Below are 17,068 nucleotides of genomic sequence, written 5' to 3'. Positions count from 1 at the left end.
TAATGCTCCTTTCAATTTTTGCCATCTAAATCGTATATAAATACGCTTTCATTCTCGTCTGTCTCGCCTGTGTCCCGAAAGCCGAATTTCTCATACAAATGCACGGCCCGCTCATTGGCCCTTTCCAGGGTGACATAGACCCGCCGGCTGTGGTACTGGGCGCATATCTGGTCTACGACCAGGGGCAGGGCCCTTTGACCGTACCCCCTTCCCTGTTGGTCAATGTCAATGGTATACCGGCACAGCAGGGGGCGGTTCTCCTTCCAGAGGCCATAGAACACAAAGCCTACAGCGGTTTCGCCGTCGTAGATGACCCGGCAGTCCCAGTTCTCCTCATAAGCCGCCTGAAGCATGGAGAAGGCTGTGCTGGTCACCCACTGCTGGTCCAGAGGGTTCTCATGCTCCGGGTCTGTGGTGAGAAACACGGCGTCCCGCCAGTTTTTGCTTGTGACGGGCTCTAAACGAAGCATGGCTTATCCCTCCTTGTTCAGCAGGCACACCGCCTGGGCGGCCATGCCCTCCTCTCTGCCGGTAAAGCCCAGGCCCTCCTCTGTGGTAGCCTTGATGCTCACCCGGCCCGGGTCTATGCCGCAGGCCCGGGCGATATTCTCCCGCATTTGGGGAACATGGGGGGCCAGCCTGGGCCGCTGGGCCATGACGGTTGCGTCGATATTGCCGATCTGATACCCGGCCTCCCCTACGGCCCGGCAGACCGCGGTGAGCAGCTTCAGGCTGTCGGCCCCCTGATACTGAGGGTCGTTGTCCGGGAACAGGCGGCCGATGTCACCCAGGGCCGCAGCCCCCAGCAGGGCGTCCATCACCGCGTGGGTGAGCACGTCCGCGTCGGAATGGCCCAGCAGGCCCCGCTCAAAGGGGATGTTCACCCCGCCTAAAATCAGAGCGCGGCCCTCTGTCAGCCGGTGCACGTCATAACCATTGCCAATGCGCGTCACGCAGGAGCTCCTTTCTCCCACCATAGCCCGGGCCAGAACCAGGTCCTCGGGGGTGGTGAGCTTAAAATTCCGGTAGTCGCCGGGCGTGAGCCGCACCCGGGCCCCAGCGGCCTCGGCCAGCTGGCAGTCGTCGGTGTAGCTCTCGCCCCGCTGGCGGGCCTTCTCCGCGCCATAGAGGTACAGCTCCCGGCGGAAGGCCTGGGGGGTCTGCACAGCCATCAGCCGGGCCCGGTCGGGGGTGGACGCCACAAAGCCGCCGCTGTCTGAGAGCTTGCAGGTGTCCTTGCTGGGCACTGCCGCTGTGGCCGCGCCGTATGTCAGAGCGTCCCGGCACACGGCCTCCAGGATTTCGGGGCGCAGCAGAGGGCGGGCGGCGTCGTGGATCACCACATAGCCCCACTCCTCGGAAAGGGCGGCTACGCCGTTGTATACGGAGCTCTGCCGGTCGGGCCCGGCGCAGGCAAAGACCACCCGCTTGCCGCTGCCCAGCCGGGCGGCCATGTCTGCGGCAAGGGGGGCGATGGCGTTCAGCTCCTCCTCCCGGCAGACCAGGCAGAGCTCTCTGATCCGAGGGGATTGAAGCAGGGTTTCCAGAGACCAGCAGAGCACGGGGCGGCCGCCCAGGTCCCGGAGGAGCTTGGAGGGGCCCTTGTCCCCGCCGTTCATGCGGGAGGAGCTGCCGCCGGCGGCCAGCACCGCGCCGAAATCCTCATTCATGGGGGTTGCCTCCTTTGTAATGAAATAAAGAAGTATACTATATTAAAAGGGTGTGCAGAGTCTTTGATGAAGCCGAAGGAGCTTGAGCTGGACCTTAAAATCCTAGACAAAACGCAAGAAGATAGAGAACTCCCGGCGAGGGTTTCTTATCGAATGGCCGCTTTAGCGGACATTCGACAATGCCCTTAGTCTCTAAGCGTTGGGGGTGGGCGGGGTGGGACGCTGCCGCTGGCCTCGGGAGCCAAAGGCTCCCGACGGCAGAGCCCACGCCAAACGCTGTGTGAGGTATTTCTATACGGGTCAATCGCCCGCTAAAGGAGACCCCCACATAGATCCCATAGACCCGCTGTCCCACAGGGCAAAAGCCGCGCCGGATACTTTCCCACATCTTAGCACATCCCTGCAAATTTTTCTACCATCTTTTTCGCTTTTTCCAGAATATTTCCCTATTTTTGCAAAACCCATTGATTTGCCGCCCGCCGGTATGCTATCATAATACTGAATACAATAAAAGCGGTGTGCACCGCAAAGTCTGATTTTTGAGGAGCGAGGAGCAAAATGGACATCTTCTCCCTGTTTACCCTGGCCGGGGGACTGGCCTTCTTTCTGTACGGCATGCATGTACTCTCGGCAGGACTGGAAAAAATGGTGGGCGGCAAGCTGGAAACCGTGCTGCGCTCCATGACCTCCAACCGGTGGAAGGGGCTGGCCCTGGGGGCTGTGATCACCATCGCCATCCAGTCCTCCTCGGCCATGACGGTGATGCTGGTGGGCCTGGTGAACTCTGGCATTATGGAGCTGAGCCAGACTGTCAGCGTGATTATGGGCTCCAGCATGGGCACCACCCTTACCGCCTGGATTCTCAGCGCCACGGGCATTGAGAGCGACAGCTTCTGGCTGCAGATGCTCAAACCCGAGTCCTTCTCTCCCCTGGTGGCTCTGGTGGGCACTATTATGATTATGACCGGCAAGGACGGCAAGAAAAAGGACGCGGGCAGCGTTATGGTGGGCTTTGCCATCCTCATGACTGGCATGACCTTCATGAGCCAGTCGGTGGCCCCCCTGGCTGAGACCCCTCTGTTCCACGACCTGTTGGTGATGTTCAGCAACCCCCTGGCCGGGCTGCTGCTGGCTACGGCCTTTACCGCTGTTATTCAGAGCTCTGCGGCGGCGGTGGGCATTTTGCAGTCTCTGGCTCTGACGGGCAGTATTTCGTTGGGCATGGCTTTCCCCATTATTGCCGGGGCCAATATCGGCACCTGCATTACCGGGCTGATCTCCGCCATCGGGGCCAACAAAAACGCCAAGCGGGTGGTGGCTGTCAGCATTTACTTTAAGGTAGTGGGCGCGGCCATTTGTATGACCGCTTTCTATGGGCTCAACGCCATCTTCCATTTTGACGTGGTAGACGCGCCTATCAGCGCGCTGGGCATTGCGGTGGTACATACTCTGTTCAACATTATCAACACCTTTGTGCTTTTGCCCTTCTCCAAGCAGCTGGAAAAGCTGGCGAAAATCACCATTCGGGACGCCAACACGGAGGAGGCTCTGCTGGACGAGCGTCTGATGCTCTCCCCGGCCTTTGCCATTGCCGAGGCCCGGGCCCTGGCGGTGAAAATGGCCCAGGCGGCTCAGGAGTCCATTGTGAACGCCATTGCCATCTGCCGGCGCTATGACCCCAAAGCCGCTGCCGCCATTACCGAGCGGGAGGAGACCATTGACCTGTATGAGGACACCCTGGGCAGCTTTTTGGTCAAGCTCAGCAGCAAGGACCTGTCCCCTGCTGACAGCGGACAGGTCTCGGAGCTGCTGCACGCCATTGGGGACTTTGAGCGCATTGGGGACCACGCGGTGAATATTCTTCGGGTGGCCCAGGAGATTCATGACAAGCAGCTTCACTTCTCTGAGAAGGCGGAGGAGGAGCTGGGCATTATTACCCAGGCCATTGTGGACATTCTGGGCCTGACTGTGGAGGCCTTTCAGCAGGAGGACACGGTTCTGGCCGCTCGGGTGGAGCCCTTGGAGCAGGTGGTGGACGGTTTGAAGACCGAGCTGAAAAACCGCCATATCCGCCGGCTGCAGGAGGGCCGCTGCACCATTGAGCTGGGCTTTGTGCTGACAGACCTGCTCACCAACTATGAGCGGGTGTCTGACCACTGCTCTAACATTGCGGTGGCAGTCATTCAGATTCAGGAGTCCTCTGCCATGGACGCCCACGGCTACCTCAACGAGCTGAAGAGCTCGGGGAGCCCGGCCTTTACCCAGGCCTACGACGAGTATTCCCGGCAGTATTGTCTGCCGGAGTCCCGGCTGTCTGGGGCGGACGCTGCCCACTGAGCCGGAAAAATCCCCCCGCAGGCTTATTTTTATGGCTCTTCCGGCCGATAATCCATATATAGGAGATTGTGACACAGGAGGTTGCCGTTATGATGCTGATGGGTTCCTTAAACACCTATACCAAACAGCTGAAGCTGCAGACTCAATTCCACCTGAAGCAGGCCAAGGGTGAACTGGGCGCCCACAAAACCCTGGAACAGTACCTGGGGGAAGCCGCCGAAGACGCTGGGGAAAAGAATGGGTCCGACGACACGCTGCGGAGCATTCACCAGAAGCTGGACGCGGGGGCAAAGCTCACAGCCCAGGAGCGCCGCTATTTGCAGTCCAAGGACCCGGAGGCCTATGCCAAGCTGGAGGCCTCTGAGCGGGAGCAGAAGGCCTTTGAGCAGAAGCTCCGGCAGTGCCGCACCAAAGAGGAGGCCCAGCGGCTGAAAATGACCTACCTCAACACCTCCCTGGTGGTAGTAAAGGCAGTGGAGAACAATCCCAACATCAGCCAGGCCAAAAAGCTGGAGATTATGACCCAGGAGAAGCGCCGCTGCGACAAGCTGGAGCAGAGCGCCCGGGAGTTTGTGCGCCGGGGCGATTATGAGCGTCTGCCCACAGAGGCGGAGCAGGCCAAGGCGGAAAAGGCGGCTCAGACGGCCCAGCGTCCCGCAGAGCAGAAGGAGCCTGAGACCCCCGATATCCGGGAGGCCCGGAAGAAGGGGGAAGAGGACCAGGAGAAGGAAGCGGTCCATGTGGAGAGCCGGGAGGAGCGCAAGGTCAAGCGCGCCCGGGCCCAGGCTCGGGCCAGTGCGCAAAAAAGCGCGGCAGCTGATTTCACTCTGGTTGCCGCCGCTTACCGTTCCTCTGCCAAGGCCGCGCCCGCGCCTCAGCCTACTGTGGATGTGAAGGGTTAATCCTCGTCTCCGGCGGCTGCGCGCCGGTCATACAAGGTCTTGCCCAGATAGGTAAAGAAGATGGCCAGCATGGCTGCGCCCTGAATCAGCGTGACGGCTGTGCCGGTGAGCATTTGGCCGGAAAGAAGGGGCTGTCCCTCGGCCAGCACATCGCTCAGGCTCAATCCGGCCAGCACCGCGCCGCTCAGGCCGAAGAAGCCGAACAGCACGCCCTGCCGCCGTCCTGCCGGGTTGAGGCCCCGCAGGATGAACTCGCACAGGCCCAAAGTGGCCCCGGCCCAGAAGATGATCAGGTTCTCCCCCTTGCCCTCGGCCCAGGTGACGCCGCAGTCCTTGAGCATGGCGTTAAGAAGAATCAGCCCGAACAGCAGCACTACCACATGCTGAAACACATTGCCCCGCAAAAGAAGCTGGCGCTCGTCCAGCTCAGAACAGCTTTTAAAAAAACAACCTTTTCCCATAAAATCATCCCTCCGGTTTCTATCATTCGTCCTCCGGCCAGAACAGGCCGTCCAGCGTGCTGTCTAAGGCCCGGCAGATGTCGATGCACAGGCGCACGGTGGGGTTATAGTCCCCCCGCTCAATAGCCACCACGGTCTGCCGGGTGACGCCCACCGCCTGGGCCAGGTCCTGCTGGGTCATGCCTTTGGCGGCCCGGGCGGCTTTCATTTTGAGATTTTTGGGCAACACATCGCCGCCTTTCTCTGGTTTCTTTCAGTCGACTGTAATGCTATTGTAAGCTTGTTGTGACAAAAAGTCAAGTATAATTTACATTTGGGCGTAAGGAATTTTGTTGTTTGGGGTTTCTGCGTTCTTTTGGGGTACGCTTTTTTGGGGGAAAGCGGGTATTTTCTTTGGGGTTTGGCGGCTTTGGCGGGATATCGGTGGAGGACGGCTTGCTGGCTATGGGACGCTGGGGAAAATAGTTTGATTGTTGAGGCTTTGTTTGACAAGAGTATTGGCAGGCTGTTTTCTTTGAATTTGTTGGCTGTGGGTAGGTTGGTGGGGGTTTTCGTTCTGTTTTTGCCGGTAGCGAGCGGGTCGCTGGTCTCCCTGCGGCGGTTGGCCTTTCGTCTTGTTTGAGACGGCAGCGAGAGGGCCGCTGGTCTCCCTGCGGTCGACCGCGCTGGGTACGGCGGGCGCAGCTCTGCCCCGTTCCAAACTGCTCTTGGGAACAAACTCGTACCTCGCGCCTTTGCTATCTGCGCCGCCTAAGTTCAAGGTCAAGGTCGCGAGACGCTGTCTCGCGCTCTGCCACCTTTGTAAAGGTGGACGAAACTTTTTGTTCGCGCTCTTTTGCTTCTCTTTCGCTTTGGCGCTTTGCCCGCGTTGCTTGCCTTGCGTTTCTGCCCGCCCTCCTGCACAATATGTGGAGGCAAGCATGTCCGCCCCAAAAACTCTGCCGAACCCTGTCGGGAAAAGATATTTTTTCCTCTCATACCCGCCCCTTTCCTGCAAATACTGCTCTATGTAACCAGGAATAACCACCAGGGAGGCGGTCGCGGTGAACGAAAAACAGGCTTGGCAGTGCTTTGCCCAGTCCGGCAAAGTGGATGATTACATTCGATACGCACAGCTGCGGGGTGCGGTCCTGCCCCCCGGGAAGGGAGGCCGTCCCATTGAAATTTCAGACCCAGGGCCTGATTCTGCGGGAAAAGCCCGTGGGCGAACAGGGCTGGCTGCTGACCATACTCACCGAGGATAAGGGGATGCTGCAGGCCTTTGTCAACCGGGCCGGCGGCAAAAAGGAGCGTATGCCCGGGGCCGGGCTGCTCTGCTTCTCTCGTCTGGACATTTACCAGGGGCGGGAGAAGTACATAATCAGCCGGGCCGTGCCTGTGCACAGCTTTGCGGGGCTGCGCCGGGACCTGACGGGCATGGCGTTGGCCATGTACTTCTGCCAGCTGGGGGCGGAGCTTATTATGGTGGGGGACGAGGACACGGGGGAGGCTCTGCGGCTGCTGCTGAACGCCCTGCATTTTTTGGAGGAGGGCAAGCGGCCCCGGTCCCTGCTGAAGGCCATTGTAGAGTTGCGGCTGCTGACCACCTGCGGCTACATGCCGGACCTGACGGGCTGCGCCCAATGCGGCGCAGAGGAGGCGGCAGGCATGGCGCTGCGGCTGCGGGAGGGCGTGTTGTACTGTGGGGAGTGCCGGCCCCGGGACGAGCAGCCGGAGGCGCGGCTTTCGCCCAGCGCGGTGCGGGCCATGCGGCACATTGTGGAGGCGGAGTTTGAGCGGGTTTTTGCGTTTACGCTGACGGGGCCGGGATTAGAGGAATTGACGTCAGCGGCGGAGGCATATATGCTCAGCATATTACAGGAGATGCCGAAAACATTGGTTTTCTATCGCAGCCTTGAATGAGCTGAAATGGAAAGTTCTTGAAGATTCCGGCTTCAGCTTTACTGAAGCTGAGGGGACATTCTTTCAAGAAGTTCCTTTAAGCAGAGGTCAAAGTCCCCAAGGTCTTGCCCTTGACCTTAAACACCTCCAAAAACGCAGAAGGGTAGGCAAACGTCCCAGTGGGACGTTTGCCGTAGGGAATCACCGTAAGGGGTTTCTTATCGAAGGGGAGCGAAGCGGACATTCGACAATGCCCTTAAAGACCTGAGCGTTGGGGGTGGGCGGGGTGGGGCGCTGCTGCTGGCCTCGGGGGCCGCCTGAGCAAGCGAAGCTTGCGAAGAAAGAGCCGCCGACGGTAGAGCCCACGCCAAGCGTTGTGTGAGGAATCTCTATGCGGGTCAATCGCCCGCCAAAGGTTACCGCCCCATATAGTAAATACATTTTGAAGCCTCACTTTTTGCACGGCTGCCCGTTGGCAGTCAGCAAAGTACAATAAAGAAAAGCAGGGATTGTTTCCCACGCAATACAGAAAGGAAGCTTATGGATAGAAATCATAAAGCCCTGGAGCTGGACAAAATACTGGAAATGGTTGCCGCCGAAACCGCTTGTGACGACGCCGCGGAGATCGTGCGGGGCATGGAGCCCGCTCCCAGTGCCGGCGAGGCCCGCCGTCTGCTGGAGGAGACCGACGCCGCCTTTGTGTTGATGGCGAAATTCGGCGGGCCCTCCTTCCGGGACCTGAAAAACGTTGCCAATCCGCTGCGCCGGGCTCAGGCCGGGGGGAGTCTTGGGATGCGCGAGCTGCTGGACGTGGCGGGCACCCTGCGGTCCATCCGGGCCCTGCAGAGCTGGCACGACAAGTCGGCGGGCATGAAAACCGCCCTCAGCGACCGCTTTTCTGTGCTGGCCCCCAACAAATACTTAGAGGAGAAAATCTTCACCAGTATTATCAGCGAGGAGGAGATGGCCGACGCCGCTTCCCCTGCTTTGGCCAGCATCCGGCGGAAAATCCGCAACGCCTCTGCCCGGGCCCGGGACCAGCTGGACAAGCTGGTCCACTCTGCCAGCCACCAGAAGCACCTGCAGGAGACCATTATTACCCAGCGGGGCGGGCGGTATGTGGTGCCGGTTAAGGCGGAGTATCGGGGAGAGGTCCCTGGTCTGGTTCACGATACCTCCGCCAGCGGAGCCACGGTGTTTATTGAGCCCATGAGTGTGGTGGAGGCCAACAACGAGATACGGGTTCTGCAGTCACAGGAGTTGGAGGAGATTAACCGCATTCTTCGGGAGCTCTCTGCTGAGGCAGGGGAGTTTGCAGAGGGCGTCATTCAAAGCTACCAGATGGCAGTGGAGCTGAACGTGATCTTTGCCAAGGCTCAGGTGGCCTACCGGATGAAGGCTGTCACCCCCCAGGTGGGGGAGGACGGGGTGACAGAGCTCACCGCTGCCCGCCATCCGCTGATTGACAAAGATAAGGTGGTGCCTACCGACATCCGTTTGGGCAGGGACTTTGACACGCTGATCATCACCGGCCCCAACACTGGCGGCAAGACTGTGGCCCTGAAGACCATCGGCCTTTTGACCCTGATGGCTATGTGCGGGCTGATGATCCCCGCTGCCGAGGGAAGCCGGGTTTCGGTGTTTCAGCATATTCTGGCAGACATTGGGGACGAGCAGAGCATTGAGCAGAGCCTGTCCACCTTCTCGGCCCATATGACCAATATTATCCGCATTACCGCTGTGGTAAATGAGAACAGCCTTGTACTGGTGGACGAGCTGGGCGCGGGCACTGACCCGGTAGAGGGCGCGGCTCTGGCCACCGCCATTATTGAGGAGCTGCGGAGCAAGGGGGCAAAGCTGGCCTGCACCACCCACTATGCCGAGCTGAAGGCCTATGCCCTGCAGACCCCCGGGGTGGAGAACGGCTGCTGCGAGTTCGATGTGGAGAGCCTGCGGCCCACCTACCGGCTGCTCATCGGCGTGCCGGGCAAGTCCAACGCCTTTGCCATCTCCCGGCGGCTGGGCATGGACCCCCGGGTGGTGGACCGGGCGGGCGAGCTGGTGTCCCGGGAGGACTCGGTGTTTGAGCAGGTGGTGGGCCGCCTGGAGGAGGACCGCCGGAAGCTGGAGGACGAGCTGGCTGTGGCCCGCCGGGCCGCTGACCGGGCCCGGGAGAGTATGCGGGAGGCCCAGGCCAAGCAGGCCGAGGCCGGCAACCAGGCCCGCCGGGAGCTGGAACAGGCCCGGCAGGAGGCGGCGAACATTGTGCAGAAGACCCGCCGTCAGGCAGACGCTCTGCTCAACGAGCTGGACGAGCTGCGCCGCCAGAAGAACAAGGCCCTTTCCGCAGAGCAGAAGGCCCGGCTGCGGGGCGGTCTGCGGGACCTGGACACTGCCGCCGACCCGGTGCACAAGCAGCGCTCCAACCAGGACTATACTCTGCCCCGGCCCTTGAAGGCGGGGGACAATGTCCTGATTTTCGACATTGACAAAAAGGCCTCGGTGTTGGAGGAGCCTCGGGACGGCCAGGTGCTGGTGCAGGCGGGAATCATCAAGACCCGGGTGCCGGTGGAGAACCTGCGGCTGCTGGGGGACCAGAAGCCGGAAAAGCCCAAGGGCCGCACTGTCACCAAGTCGGTCTCTGCGCCGGACGCCAGCACCAGCCTGGACCTGCGGGGCCAGAGCGTGGACGAGGCCTTGATGGAGGTGGACGCTTTTCTGGACCGGGCGGCGCGGATGAACCTGCCCCAGGTGACCATTATTCACGGCAAGGGGACCGGGGTTTTGCGGGCAGCGGTGCAGAAGCATCTGCGCCAGTGCAAGCAGGTGAAACGCTTCCGGCTGGGCGCCTTTGGAGAGGGCGAAAACGGCGTTACCGTGGCGGAGCTGAACTGACAGGCCGGCCGTTCGCCTGTTTGTGTCCCTTGCACGGCAGGGTGCGGAGGGCTTGCGGCGTGTCTTACCGGGTATTCTATTTTGGATGCACGTCCAGGGGAGCTTGTAGGGGGAGTGTCTAAAGAGAGAGTTTATGACGGTGGGACGGCCTCCGGTGGCTTAGGGGCTTTGCCTTTGGAGCTCTGCTATTGCTGAAAAGGCGGACGGGGCCTTTCTGACGCTCACAAAAGCCTTACTAAAAGTCTCGTTTTAGGCACTCCTGTTTGGCGGGAGGCTTTTGGAGCTTTGTCTTTATAGCAGGAGATGTGGGTTGTATTGCAAGCCATTTTTAAGAAAAGGGCCGCTTGTACAGCGTTTGCGGCTTGTAAATGGGGGTTCTTGCCATGCCCGCTCCCGGGCACAAGCCGTCTTCGCTGTTTTTGGACGGGCGGTTCTGGCTTTCTCTGTAAGGGGAATAAAAAGGGGGAGCTGTCTCCGTTTTTTCACGGAAAAGCTTCCCTTTTCTTCGGTTTTGTGCTATAATCGTCGGGATATGTTGAAAAATCGAGGTGATTGCCATGCTTCATTCCTTTGCCAGCGACTGCCACTGCCATTCCAGCTGTTCACCGGACGGAAGGCACCCGGCGGAGGCCATGCTGGCCCGGGCCAAAGAGCTGGGCCTGTATGCCGTCACCCTGACGGACCACTGCGAGTGTAATGAGTATGAAAAAAAGTACCGGGAGCGCGCCCTGAGGGCCTGGCAGGCTATGGACGCGGTTCAGGCCCCGGCGGGGCTGCGGTTTTACCGGGGGATTGAGCTGGGCCAGCCTTTGCAGGACCTGCCCGGGGCCCAGGAGGCGGTAGGCCGGTTTGATTATGATTTTGTCATTGGCTCTTTGCACAATTTGCGGGGCAGGGAGGATTTCTACTATCTGGACGCCCGGGCCCTGTCTGCCGGAGAACTGGACGCTGTGCTGGGGGAGTATTGGGACCAGCTGCTGGAAATGATAGACTGGGGCGGGTTTGACGCCCTGGGCCATTTGACCTACCCCTTGCGGTACATTCAGGGGGAGCAGGGCGTTGCGGCGGACCTGGCCCCTCATGGAGAGAAAATTGACCAGACGCTGGGGGCGTTGATTCAAAAGGGCATTGCCTTGGAGGTGAACACCTCTGGCCTGCGGCAGAAGCTGGGAGAGGCCATGCCCGGCCTGGAGCTGCTCAGACGCTACCGCCGGCTGGGCGGGGAGCTGGTGACCCTGGGCTCGGACGCCCACTGCACAGAGGACCTGGGAGTCGGCATTGACCAGGGTATGGAGCTGCTGAAGGCGGCGGGGTTCACCCAGTTTTCCGTTTATGAGAAGCGGCGGCCGGTGTGGCTGCCATTGGACTGAGGGCCGCCCTATGGATATTTTATTTGATACGGAAAAGGGCCGCTTCTCTTACCGGGCGGCGGGGCTGGCTGTGCAGGAGGGCAGGCTGCTGGTTCAGCGGATGAAGGGGGACCAGGGGCTTGCCATCCCCGGGGGCCATGTGGCCTTTGGCGAGACCGCGGCGGAGTCCTTGCGCCGGGAATTTTGGGAGGAGCTGGGGCTGAACGTGGAGATTGGCGGGCTGGCTGCTGTGGGCGAGGTGTTTTTTGACTGGAACGGACCCTGCCAGCAAATCTGCCTCTACTACCGGGTCGACCTGCCGGCCGCGCCTTGGGAGGGCGTGCGCCAGGGCCTTGACGGGAATGGGCAGGTGCGGGAGGAGATGGAGTTTCTCTGGGCGCCTGTGGAGACGATTCAGCGGGGCGAGGCGGTTTTCTACCCGCCCCAGCTGGCCGGTCATCTGACCGAAAAGGGAATTCTACATTTTGTATCCAATCAGCTGAACTGAAAAGGAGAGGAACGCTACATGGCTATGGAACAGATTTTGGAGCTTTTGCAGGACGACGCCAAGCTGACCAGCCAGCAGCTGGCCGTTATGCTGAACGAGAACGAGGAGGACGTGGCAAGGGCCATTGCCCGGTATGAGCGGGAGGGGGTTATTCGGGGGTATCATGCTCTGGTCAACTGGGAGCTTACGGAGACCCAGAAGGCCTCCGCCCTGATTGAGCTGCGCATTACGCCGAAAAAGGACACCGGCTTTGACGAGATTGCCGGCCGTATTATGAATTTTCCTGAGGTGGAGAGCGTCTATCTTATGTCCGGCGGGTACGATCTGGCGGTCACAGTCACAGGGCGCACCATGCAGGACGTGGCTATGTTTGTGCAGAAACGCCTGGCCACCATTGACGGGGTTCTGTCTACGGCTACCCACTTTATGCTGACCAAGTATAAGGACGGGGGCGTGGTCTTCCACAGCGACTACGAGGAAATCGACGAGAGAGGGAGCAACCTTTGTGATTGATTATGATAAATTGGTAAACCCTGTTATCAGGCAGATCAAGCCCTCGGGCATCCGGCGTTTTTTTGACATTGCCAATGAGATGGAGGATGTGATCTCTCTCTCTGTGGGCGAGCCGGATTTTCACACCCCCTGGCACATTCGGGAGGCGGGGATCGCATCTTTGGAGAAGGGCCGCACCCGGTACACCCCCAACCGGGGCTTTATGCAGCTGCGGGAGGAGGTCTCGCGCTTTCTCTCCCGGCATTATGGGGTGGAGTATGCCCCGGAGAGCCAGGTGCTTGTCACCGTGGGGGGCTCTGAGGCCATTGACCTGTGTGTGCGCAGCCTGGTCTGTCCTGGGGACGAGGTGCTGATTCCCGAGCCCAGCTTTGTGTGCTATGTGCCCATCACCCAGGCGGCGGGGGGCGTGCCGGTGATTATTGAGACCGGGCCGGAAAACGGCTTTAAGCTGACGGCGGAGCAGCTTGAGGCGAAGATTACGGAGAAGACCAAGCTGCTGATTCTCCCCTACCCCAACAACCCCACCGGGGCTGTGATGAACCGGGAGGAGCTGCTGGCCGTGGCCCGGGTGGTGGAGCGGCACAATCTGCTTGTGCTGTCGGACGAAATATACGCGGCCCTTACCTACACCCAGGAGGGGCATGTGAGCTTTGCCTCGCTGCCGGGGATGACAGAGCGCACGGTGCTGGTGAACGGCTTCTCGAAGGCGCACTCTATGACCGGGTGGCGGCTGGGGTATGCGGCGGGGCCCCAGGAGCTGGTTAAGCTGATGACCAAGCTGCACCAGTTCGCCATTATGAGCGCCCCCACCACCAGCCAGTACGCGGCCATTGAGGCGCTGAAAAACGGCGACGAGGACATGGAATACATGCGCGGTCAGTATGACATGCGGCGGCGGCTGATTGTTGACGGGCTGAACCGGATGGGGCTGAAATGCTTTGAGCCGGAGGGGGCGTTTTATGTCTTTCCGTCGGTGCGGAGCACGGGGCTGACGTCTCAGGAATTCTGTGAGAAGCTGATTTACAGCAAGCATGTGGCGGTGGTGCCCGGGGACGCGTTTGGGGCCAGCGGCGAGGGGTTTGTGCGCATATCTTACTCCTACTCCATCAAGCACATTACGGAGGCGCTGGAGCGGATTGAGGCGTTCCTGCAAGAGCTGTAACGCGGGCAGGAAAGCCAGAGCGAAGCAGAACAGAAGTGCGCGAATTAAAAGTTTCGTCAACCTTTTCAAAGGTTGCAGAGCGCGAGACAGCGTCTCGCGACCTTGACCTTGCACTTAGGCGGCGCAGTAAACAAAGGCGCGAGGTAGAAGTCTGCCTAACCAAAGTGGTCAGAACGGGGTAAGGCTGCGCCGCCGTCGACTTGCCGCAGGCAAGTCGGATGCCGAAGGCAAGTCGCACCCAGCGAGGTCGACCAAAGGGAGACCAGCGGACTGCTTGCTGCCGGCTGAAACAGAGCGAGAGGGCCCAGCGAGCGCAGACGCGGGGTCTTGGCGGCTGCGGAAGGTTTGCGAAGCAAAGCTACTACGGCTTGCGAAGCAAGACGGCGAGCGGCTGGGCGCCGCGCTGTCCATTCAGAGGGAGGACCCTTTTAGAGAGAGGAGTGGTGAGCGATGAAGGTAAAAGCCTTTGGAAAAATCAACCTGACCCTGGACGTGGTAGGCCGCAGGCAGGACGGCTATCACCTGCTGGACACTGTTATGCAGACTGTATCAATTTGGGATGAGCTGGAAATACAGACCGGCCGGGAGAAAGGGGTCCACCTGGAATGCAACCGGGAGAGTCTGCCTTTGGACAGTAAGAACACTGTGTACCGGGCGGCAAAATTTTTTATGGAGGACCAGGGGCTGGAAAACGAGAGCCTGTCCATCTACATCCACAAATTCATTCCCAGCCGTTCGGGCATGGGCGGGGGCAGCGCGGACGCGGCGGCTGTGCTGCGGGGTCTGAACGAGCTGTATGACGCGAGGCTCTCTCAGGAGAAGCTGATGGAGCTGGGGGCCAAGGTGGGCGCGGACGTGCCCTTTTGCGTAGGCGGCGGCGCGGCCCGCTGCACCGGCACCGGCACCCAGGTGGCCCCTGCGCCGATGATGCCCAGCTGCTGGCTGGTGGTGTGCAAGCCGCCCGCCGGCATGAGCACCCCCCGGGCCTACGCGCTGCTGGACCAGTACCCTCTTTCCAGTACCCAGGCCACGCCGCGGATGATGGACGCGCTGAACGCGGGCAATCTGCGGCGGGTGGCAAAGGGGCTGGCCAACCGGTTTGACGAGACCATCCGCATGAACCAGGTGCGGGGCGTTAAGCGGGGGCTGATGGAGGCCGGGGCCATGGGGGCCATGATGACGGGAAGCGGCTCGGGGGTTTACGGTATTTTTGAGGCGGAGCAGCAGGCGCGGTCCGCCATGCGGCAGATGGAAGGGTATGGCAAGGTGTTTTTGGTGCGGCCCTGCACGGGGGTGTGACGAAAGCGCCCAGCGCGGGCGAAAGGTCAGGGCGAAGAAGAAGCACAAGGGGCGCGAATCAAAAGTTTCGTCAACCTTTTCAAAGGTTGCAGAGGTTTGGGGACAGAGTCCCCAAGGTCTTGACCTTGACCTTAGGCGGCGCAGTAAGCAAAGGTGCGAGGTAGTAGTTTTCTCTCATCACCAAGTAGTGAACGGGGCAGGGCTGCGCCGCCGTCCCTAGCGAGGTCGACCAAAGGGAGACCAGCGGACTGCTTGCTGCCGTCAGCCTTAGACGTAGACCCTTTTTGATCCTCCTTCACGAAAACCCCAAACGACCAGGAAAAAACAGCTTTTGCTTCAACCATCTGTTTGCAGCCAGTTGGGATAGAACGAAGGCCCAGCGAGCGCAGACGCGGGGTCTTCGCGGCTGCGGAAGATTTGCGAAGCAAAGCTTCTTCCCCTTGCGGAGCAAGGGGGCGAGCGGCTGGTTTGCGGGCGGTGCATTCAGAGGGCGGGCCTTGCGGTTGCGACTGTAGTGGACGTTGGAAGTTTTGTATATGGGGCGTGCTTTTGATATTGCCCCTTGGGTAAGTCGCGGCGTCTCTCAAGCACCCTGTGGCAACGCACTGTTTGACCGCAGTACGGAGATGTGTCGGGGTAGCGGATACGTCTGTTATTCGATGGGAAGGAATACTCTCTATGTGAAACGTCCCAGTGGGGCGTTTCAGTCCTTTCTTGTGCTGTTTGAAGGGGTTGGGCCGCTTACGGTGATACAAGCTCTATGGAAGATGGTTCCGTAATGCTTTAAGCACTTTCGACCGTGTGACGGAGCGAAATTTTTCATGCTTTGAGGACGCACAGTCGAAATGCAGTGTGCTGTTTCAGGTGATGCTCAGGGAAAGAGGAACTGGCAGGCTGTGCCTGTCAATACCGCCGCTACATACAGTGTGGCGGCAATGCTCAGGTTCTCCTTCCAGTTTCGGTTTACCTGGAAAAGTACGGCCAGGCCCATGCCCGCCCCTGTACATAACCCCGCTACCGCTGACCCAAAGGACAAGGAACCGGCTAAATACAGCTCTGTCAGCAGAACCGAGGCCGCGCAGTTGGGAATGAACCCGAGCAACGCCGCCAGCAGCGGCTGGAATGCGCTGCCTGTCAGCAGCAGGCGGGAGATGCGCTCTTGCCCTACTGCGGCAATGGCCAGGCTCAACGTCAGGTTCACTGCCAGGATAAAGCCGAATACCCTGCCGGTATGCCTTAGCGCTGAGCGGAACAGACCCTGCTCCTCACAGCCGCAATCCTCGCACAGCTCGTGGAAGGGCTGGGGCGGAGAGGATTTGAGCCAGCGGAAGACCACCAGGTCGGCCAGAAGGCCGGTAAGTGTTCCGGCAATCAGCTTGACCCCCAGCAGCCGCAGCAGCACGCCCCCTGTCTGGGGTTGGCTAAGCAGCATGGGCAGCGCCTCGTCAGAGGTGGCCATGAAGACTGCCAGCAGAGTGCCGGGGGTGATCAGCCGCCCGGCGTAGAAATTGGCCGCAGCCACAGAGCAGCCGCACTGGGGCACACAGCCCAGCACCGCGCCTCCCAGAGGGCCAAAGGGGCCCAGCCGGGAGAGGGCTCCGGCTATGCGGCTGCCGGCCCGGTGCTCGAGGAATTCTATCAGCAGATAGGCTCCCAGGAGGAAGGGGAGGGTTTTGAGAGAGTCAAAAAGGGCGTCGAGTAGTAGGTCAAGCATGGGAGTGCTCCTTTCTGTAGGGGGCTCGGGATTGCGGCGTCAGCCTGGGGGGGGGGACGAGGTATTCTATGGCAGATGGGTTCCTAAAAGGATGGGTAGGGGCTTGGGTGTGTCGAAAAGGGCGTTGAGCAGGAGGTCGAGCATGGGAGTGCTTCCTTCTGTAGAGGAATCTGGGTATGCGGCTGTCCGCATAGAATCTGCTTGAAAACTCCGGAACCTGCCAGTTTTGACCAAAACGGTGCTTCCAGCGTCAAAAATCTCATTTTTCTCTTGAAATCACTTGTCCCTGGCCCAAAATCCAGCATTTTCCCCGATTTTAGGACAGAGTCCAGGGCTCGAAAAATCTATTGACAGATGGGCTCCCAGAAGGTGGGGTG

Annotated in this window: 14 protein-coding genes; 9 read left to right on the top strand and 5 right to left on the bottom strand. The window is 60.1% G+C overall.

What is annotated here, in order from left to right:
• Nucleotides 1–11 precede the first annotated feature (11 nt).
• Nucleotides 12–470, bottom strand: a complete 459-nt coding sequence (locus tag ACTO5E_RS02245; protein ID WP_482301205.1) for a GNAT family N-acetyltransferase — start codon at nt 468–470, stop codon at nt 12–14.
• Nucleotides 471–473: 3 nt separating this feature from the next.
• Nucleotides 474–1,670 (bottom strand): 2-C-methyl-D-erythritol 2,4-cyclodiphosphate synthase, encoded by a 1,197-nt coding sequence (gene ispF, locus ACTO5E_RS02240; protein ID WP_482301204.1) that lies wholly within the window; start codon nt 1,668–1,670, stop codon nt 474–476.
• Nucleotides 1,671–2,228: 558 nt separating this feature from the next.
• Between ispF and ACTO5E_RS02235 the strand changes: the two genes are divergently transcribed.
• Nucleotides 2,229–4,007 (top strand): Na/Pi cotransporter family protein, encoded by a 1,779-nt coding sequence (locus ACTO5E_RS02235; protein WP_482301202.1) that lies wholly within the window; start codon nt 2,229–2,231, stop codon nt 4,005–4,007.
• A gap of 89 nt (nt 4,008–4,096) precedes the next feature.
• Nucleotides 4,097–4,909 (top strand): hypothetical protein, encoded by an 813-nt coding sequence (locus ACTO5E_RS02230; RefSeq protein ID WP_482301200.1) that lies wholly within the window; start codon nt 4,097–4,099, stop codon nt 4,907–4,909.
• On the opposite strand, the gene ACTO5E_RS02225 is transcribed toward ACTO5E_RS02230, so the two are convergent.
• Entirely contained in the window at nt 4,906–5,370 is a 465-nt protein-coding gene (locus ACTO5E_RS02225; protein ID WP_482301199.1) for a hypothetical protein, read from the bottom strand. The two genes, ACTO5E_RS02230 and ACTO5E_RS02225, sit on opposite strands and share 4 nt — an antisense overlap.
• Nucleotides 5,371–5,392: 22 nt before the next feature.
• Nucleotides 5,393–5,578 carry a helix-turn-helix transcriptional regulator gene (locus ACTO5E_RS02220; RefSeq protein ID WP_482301247.1) on the bottom strand — a complete coding sequence of 62 codons (186 nt, stop codon included), beginning with the start codon at nt 5,576–5,578 and terminating at the stop codon, nt 5,393–5,395.
• A gap of 950 nt (nt 5,579–6,528) precedes the next feature.
• On the opposite strand from ACTO5E_RS02220, the gene recO reads away from it, so the two are divergent.
• The 7 genes from recO (at nt 6,529) to ispE (ending at nt 14,977) form a co-directional block, all read left to right on the top strand.
• Entirely contained in the window at nt 6,529–7,272 is a 744-nt protein-coding gene (gene recO / locus ACTO5E_RS02215) for a DNA repair protein RecO (protein ID WP_482301197.1), read from the top strand.
• Between the two features lie 519 nt (nt 7,273–7,791).
• On the top strand, nt 7,792–10,146 hold the full coding sequence (locus ACTO5E_RS02210; RefSeq protein ID WP_482301196.1) for an endonuclease MutS2: 2,355 nt from the start codon (nt 7,792–7,794) through the stop codon (nt 10,144–10,146).
• 557 nt (nt 10,147–10,703) lie between these two features.
• Nucleotides 10,704–11,516 carry a histidinol-phosphatase HisJ family protein gene (locus ACTO5E_RS02205; RefSeq protein WP_482301194.1) on the top strand — a complete coding sequence of 271 codons (813 nt, stop codon included), beginning with the start codon at nt 10,704–10,706 and terminating at the stop codon, nt 11,514–11,516.
• Nucleotides 11,517–11,526: 10 nt separating this feature from the next.
• The gene (locus ACTO5E_RS02200) at nt 11,527–12,003 is read left to right on the top strand and encodes an NUDIX hydrolase (RefSeq protein ID WP_482301192.1); all 477 of its coding nucleotides are present in this window, start codon (nt 11,527–11,529) and stop codon (nt 12,001–12,003) included.
• Nucleotides 12,004–12,021: 18 nt separating this feature from the next.
• Nucleotides 12,022–12,516, top strand: a complete 495-nt coding sequence (locus ACTO5E_RS02195; RefSeq protein ID WP_482301191.1) for an Lrp/AsnC family transcriptional regulator — start codon at nt 12,022–12,024, stop codon at nt 12,514–12,516.
• Nucleotides 12,512–13,678, top strand: coding sequence for a pyridoxal phosphate-dependent aminotransferase (locus ACTO5E_RS02190; protein WP_482301245.1), 1,167 nt, complete (start codon nt 12,512–12,514; stop codon nt 13,676–13,678). The genes ACTO5E_RS02195 and ACTO5E_RS02190 overlap by 5 nt, the downstream gene beginning before the upstream one ends.
• 450 nt (nt 13,679–14,128) lie before the next feature.
• Nucleotides 14,129–14,977: a 4-(cytidine 5'-diphospho)-2-C-methyl-D-erythritol kinase gene (gene ispE / locus ACTO5E_RS02185; RefSeq protein WP_482301190.1), complete on the top strand. Its 849-nt coding sequence runs from the start codon at nt 14,129–14,131 to the stop codon at nt 14,975–14,977.
• An 871-nt stretch (nt 14,978–15,848) separates the two neighbouring features.
• On the opposite strand, the gene ACTO5E_RS02180 is transcribed toward ispE, so the two are convergent.
• Nucleotides 15,849–16,691 carry a putative manganese transporter gene (locus tag ACTO5E_RS02180; protein WP_482301188.1) on the bottom strand — a complete coding sequence of 281 codons (843 nt, stop codon included), beginning with the start codon at nt 16,689–16,691 and terminating at the stop codon, nt 15,849–15,851.
• Nucleotides 16,692–17,068 lie beyond the last annotated feature (377 nt).

The organism is Acutalibacter sp. (assembly GCF_056800975.1).
This window is presented reverse-complemented; position numbering and strand designations above follow the sequence as displayed.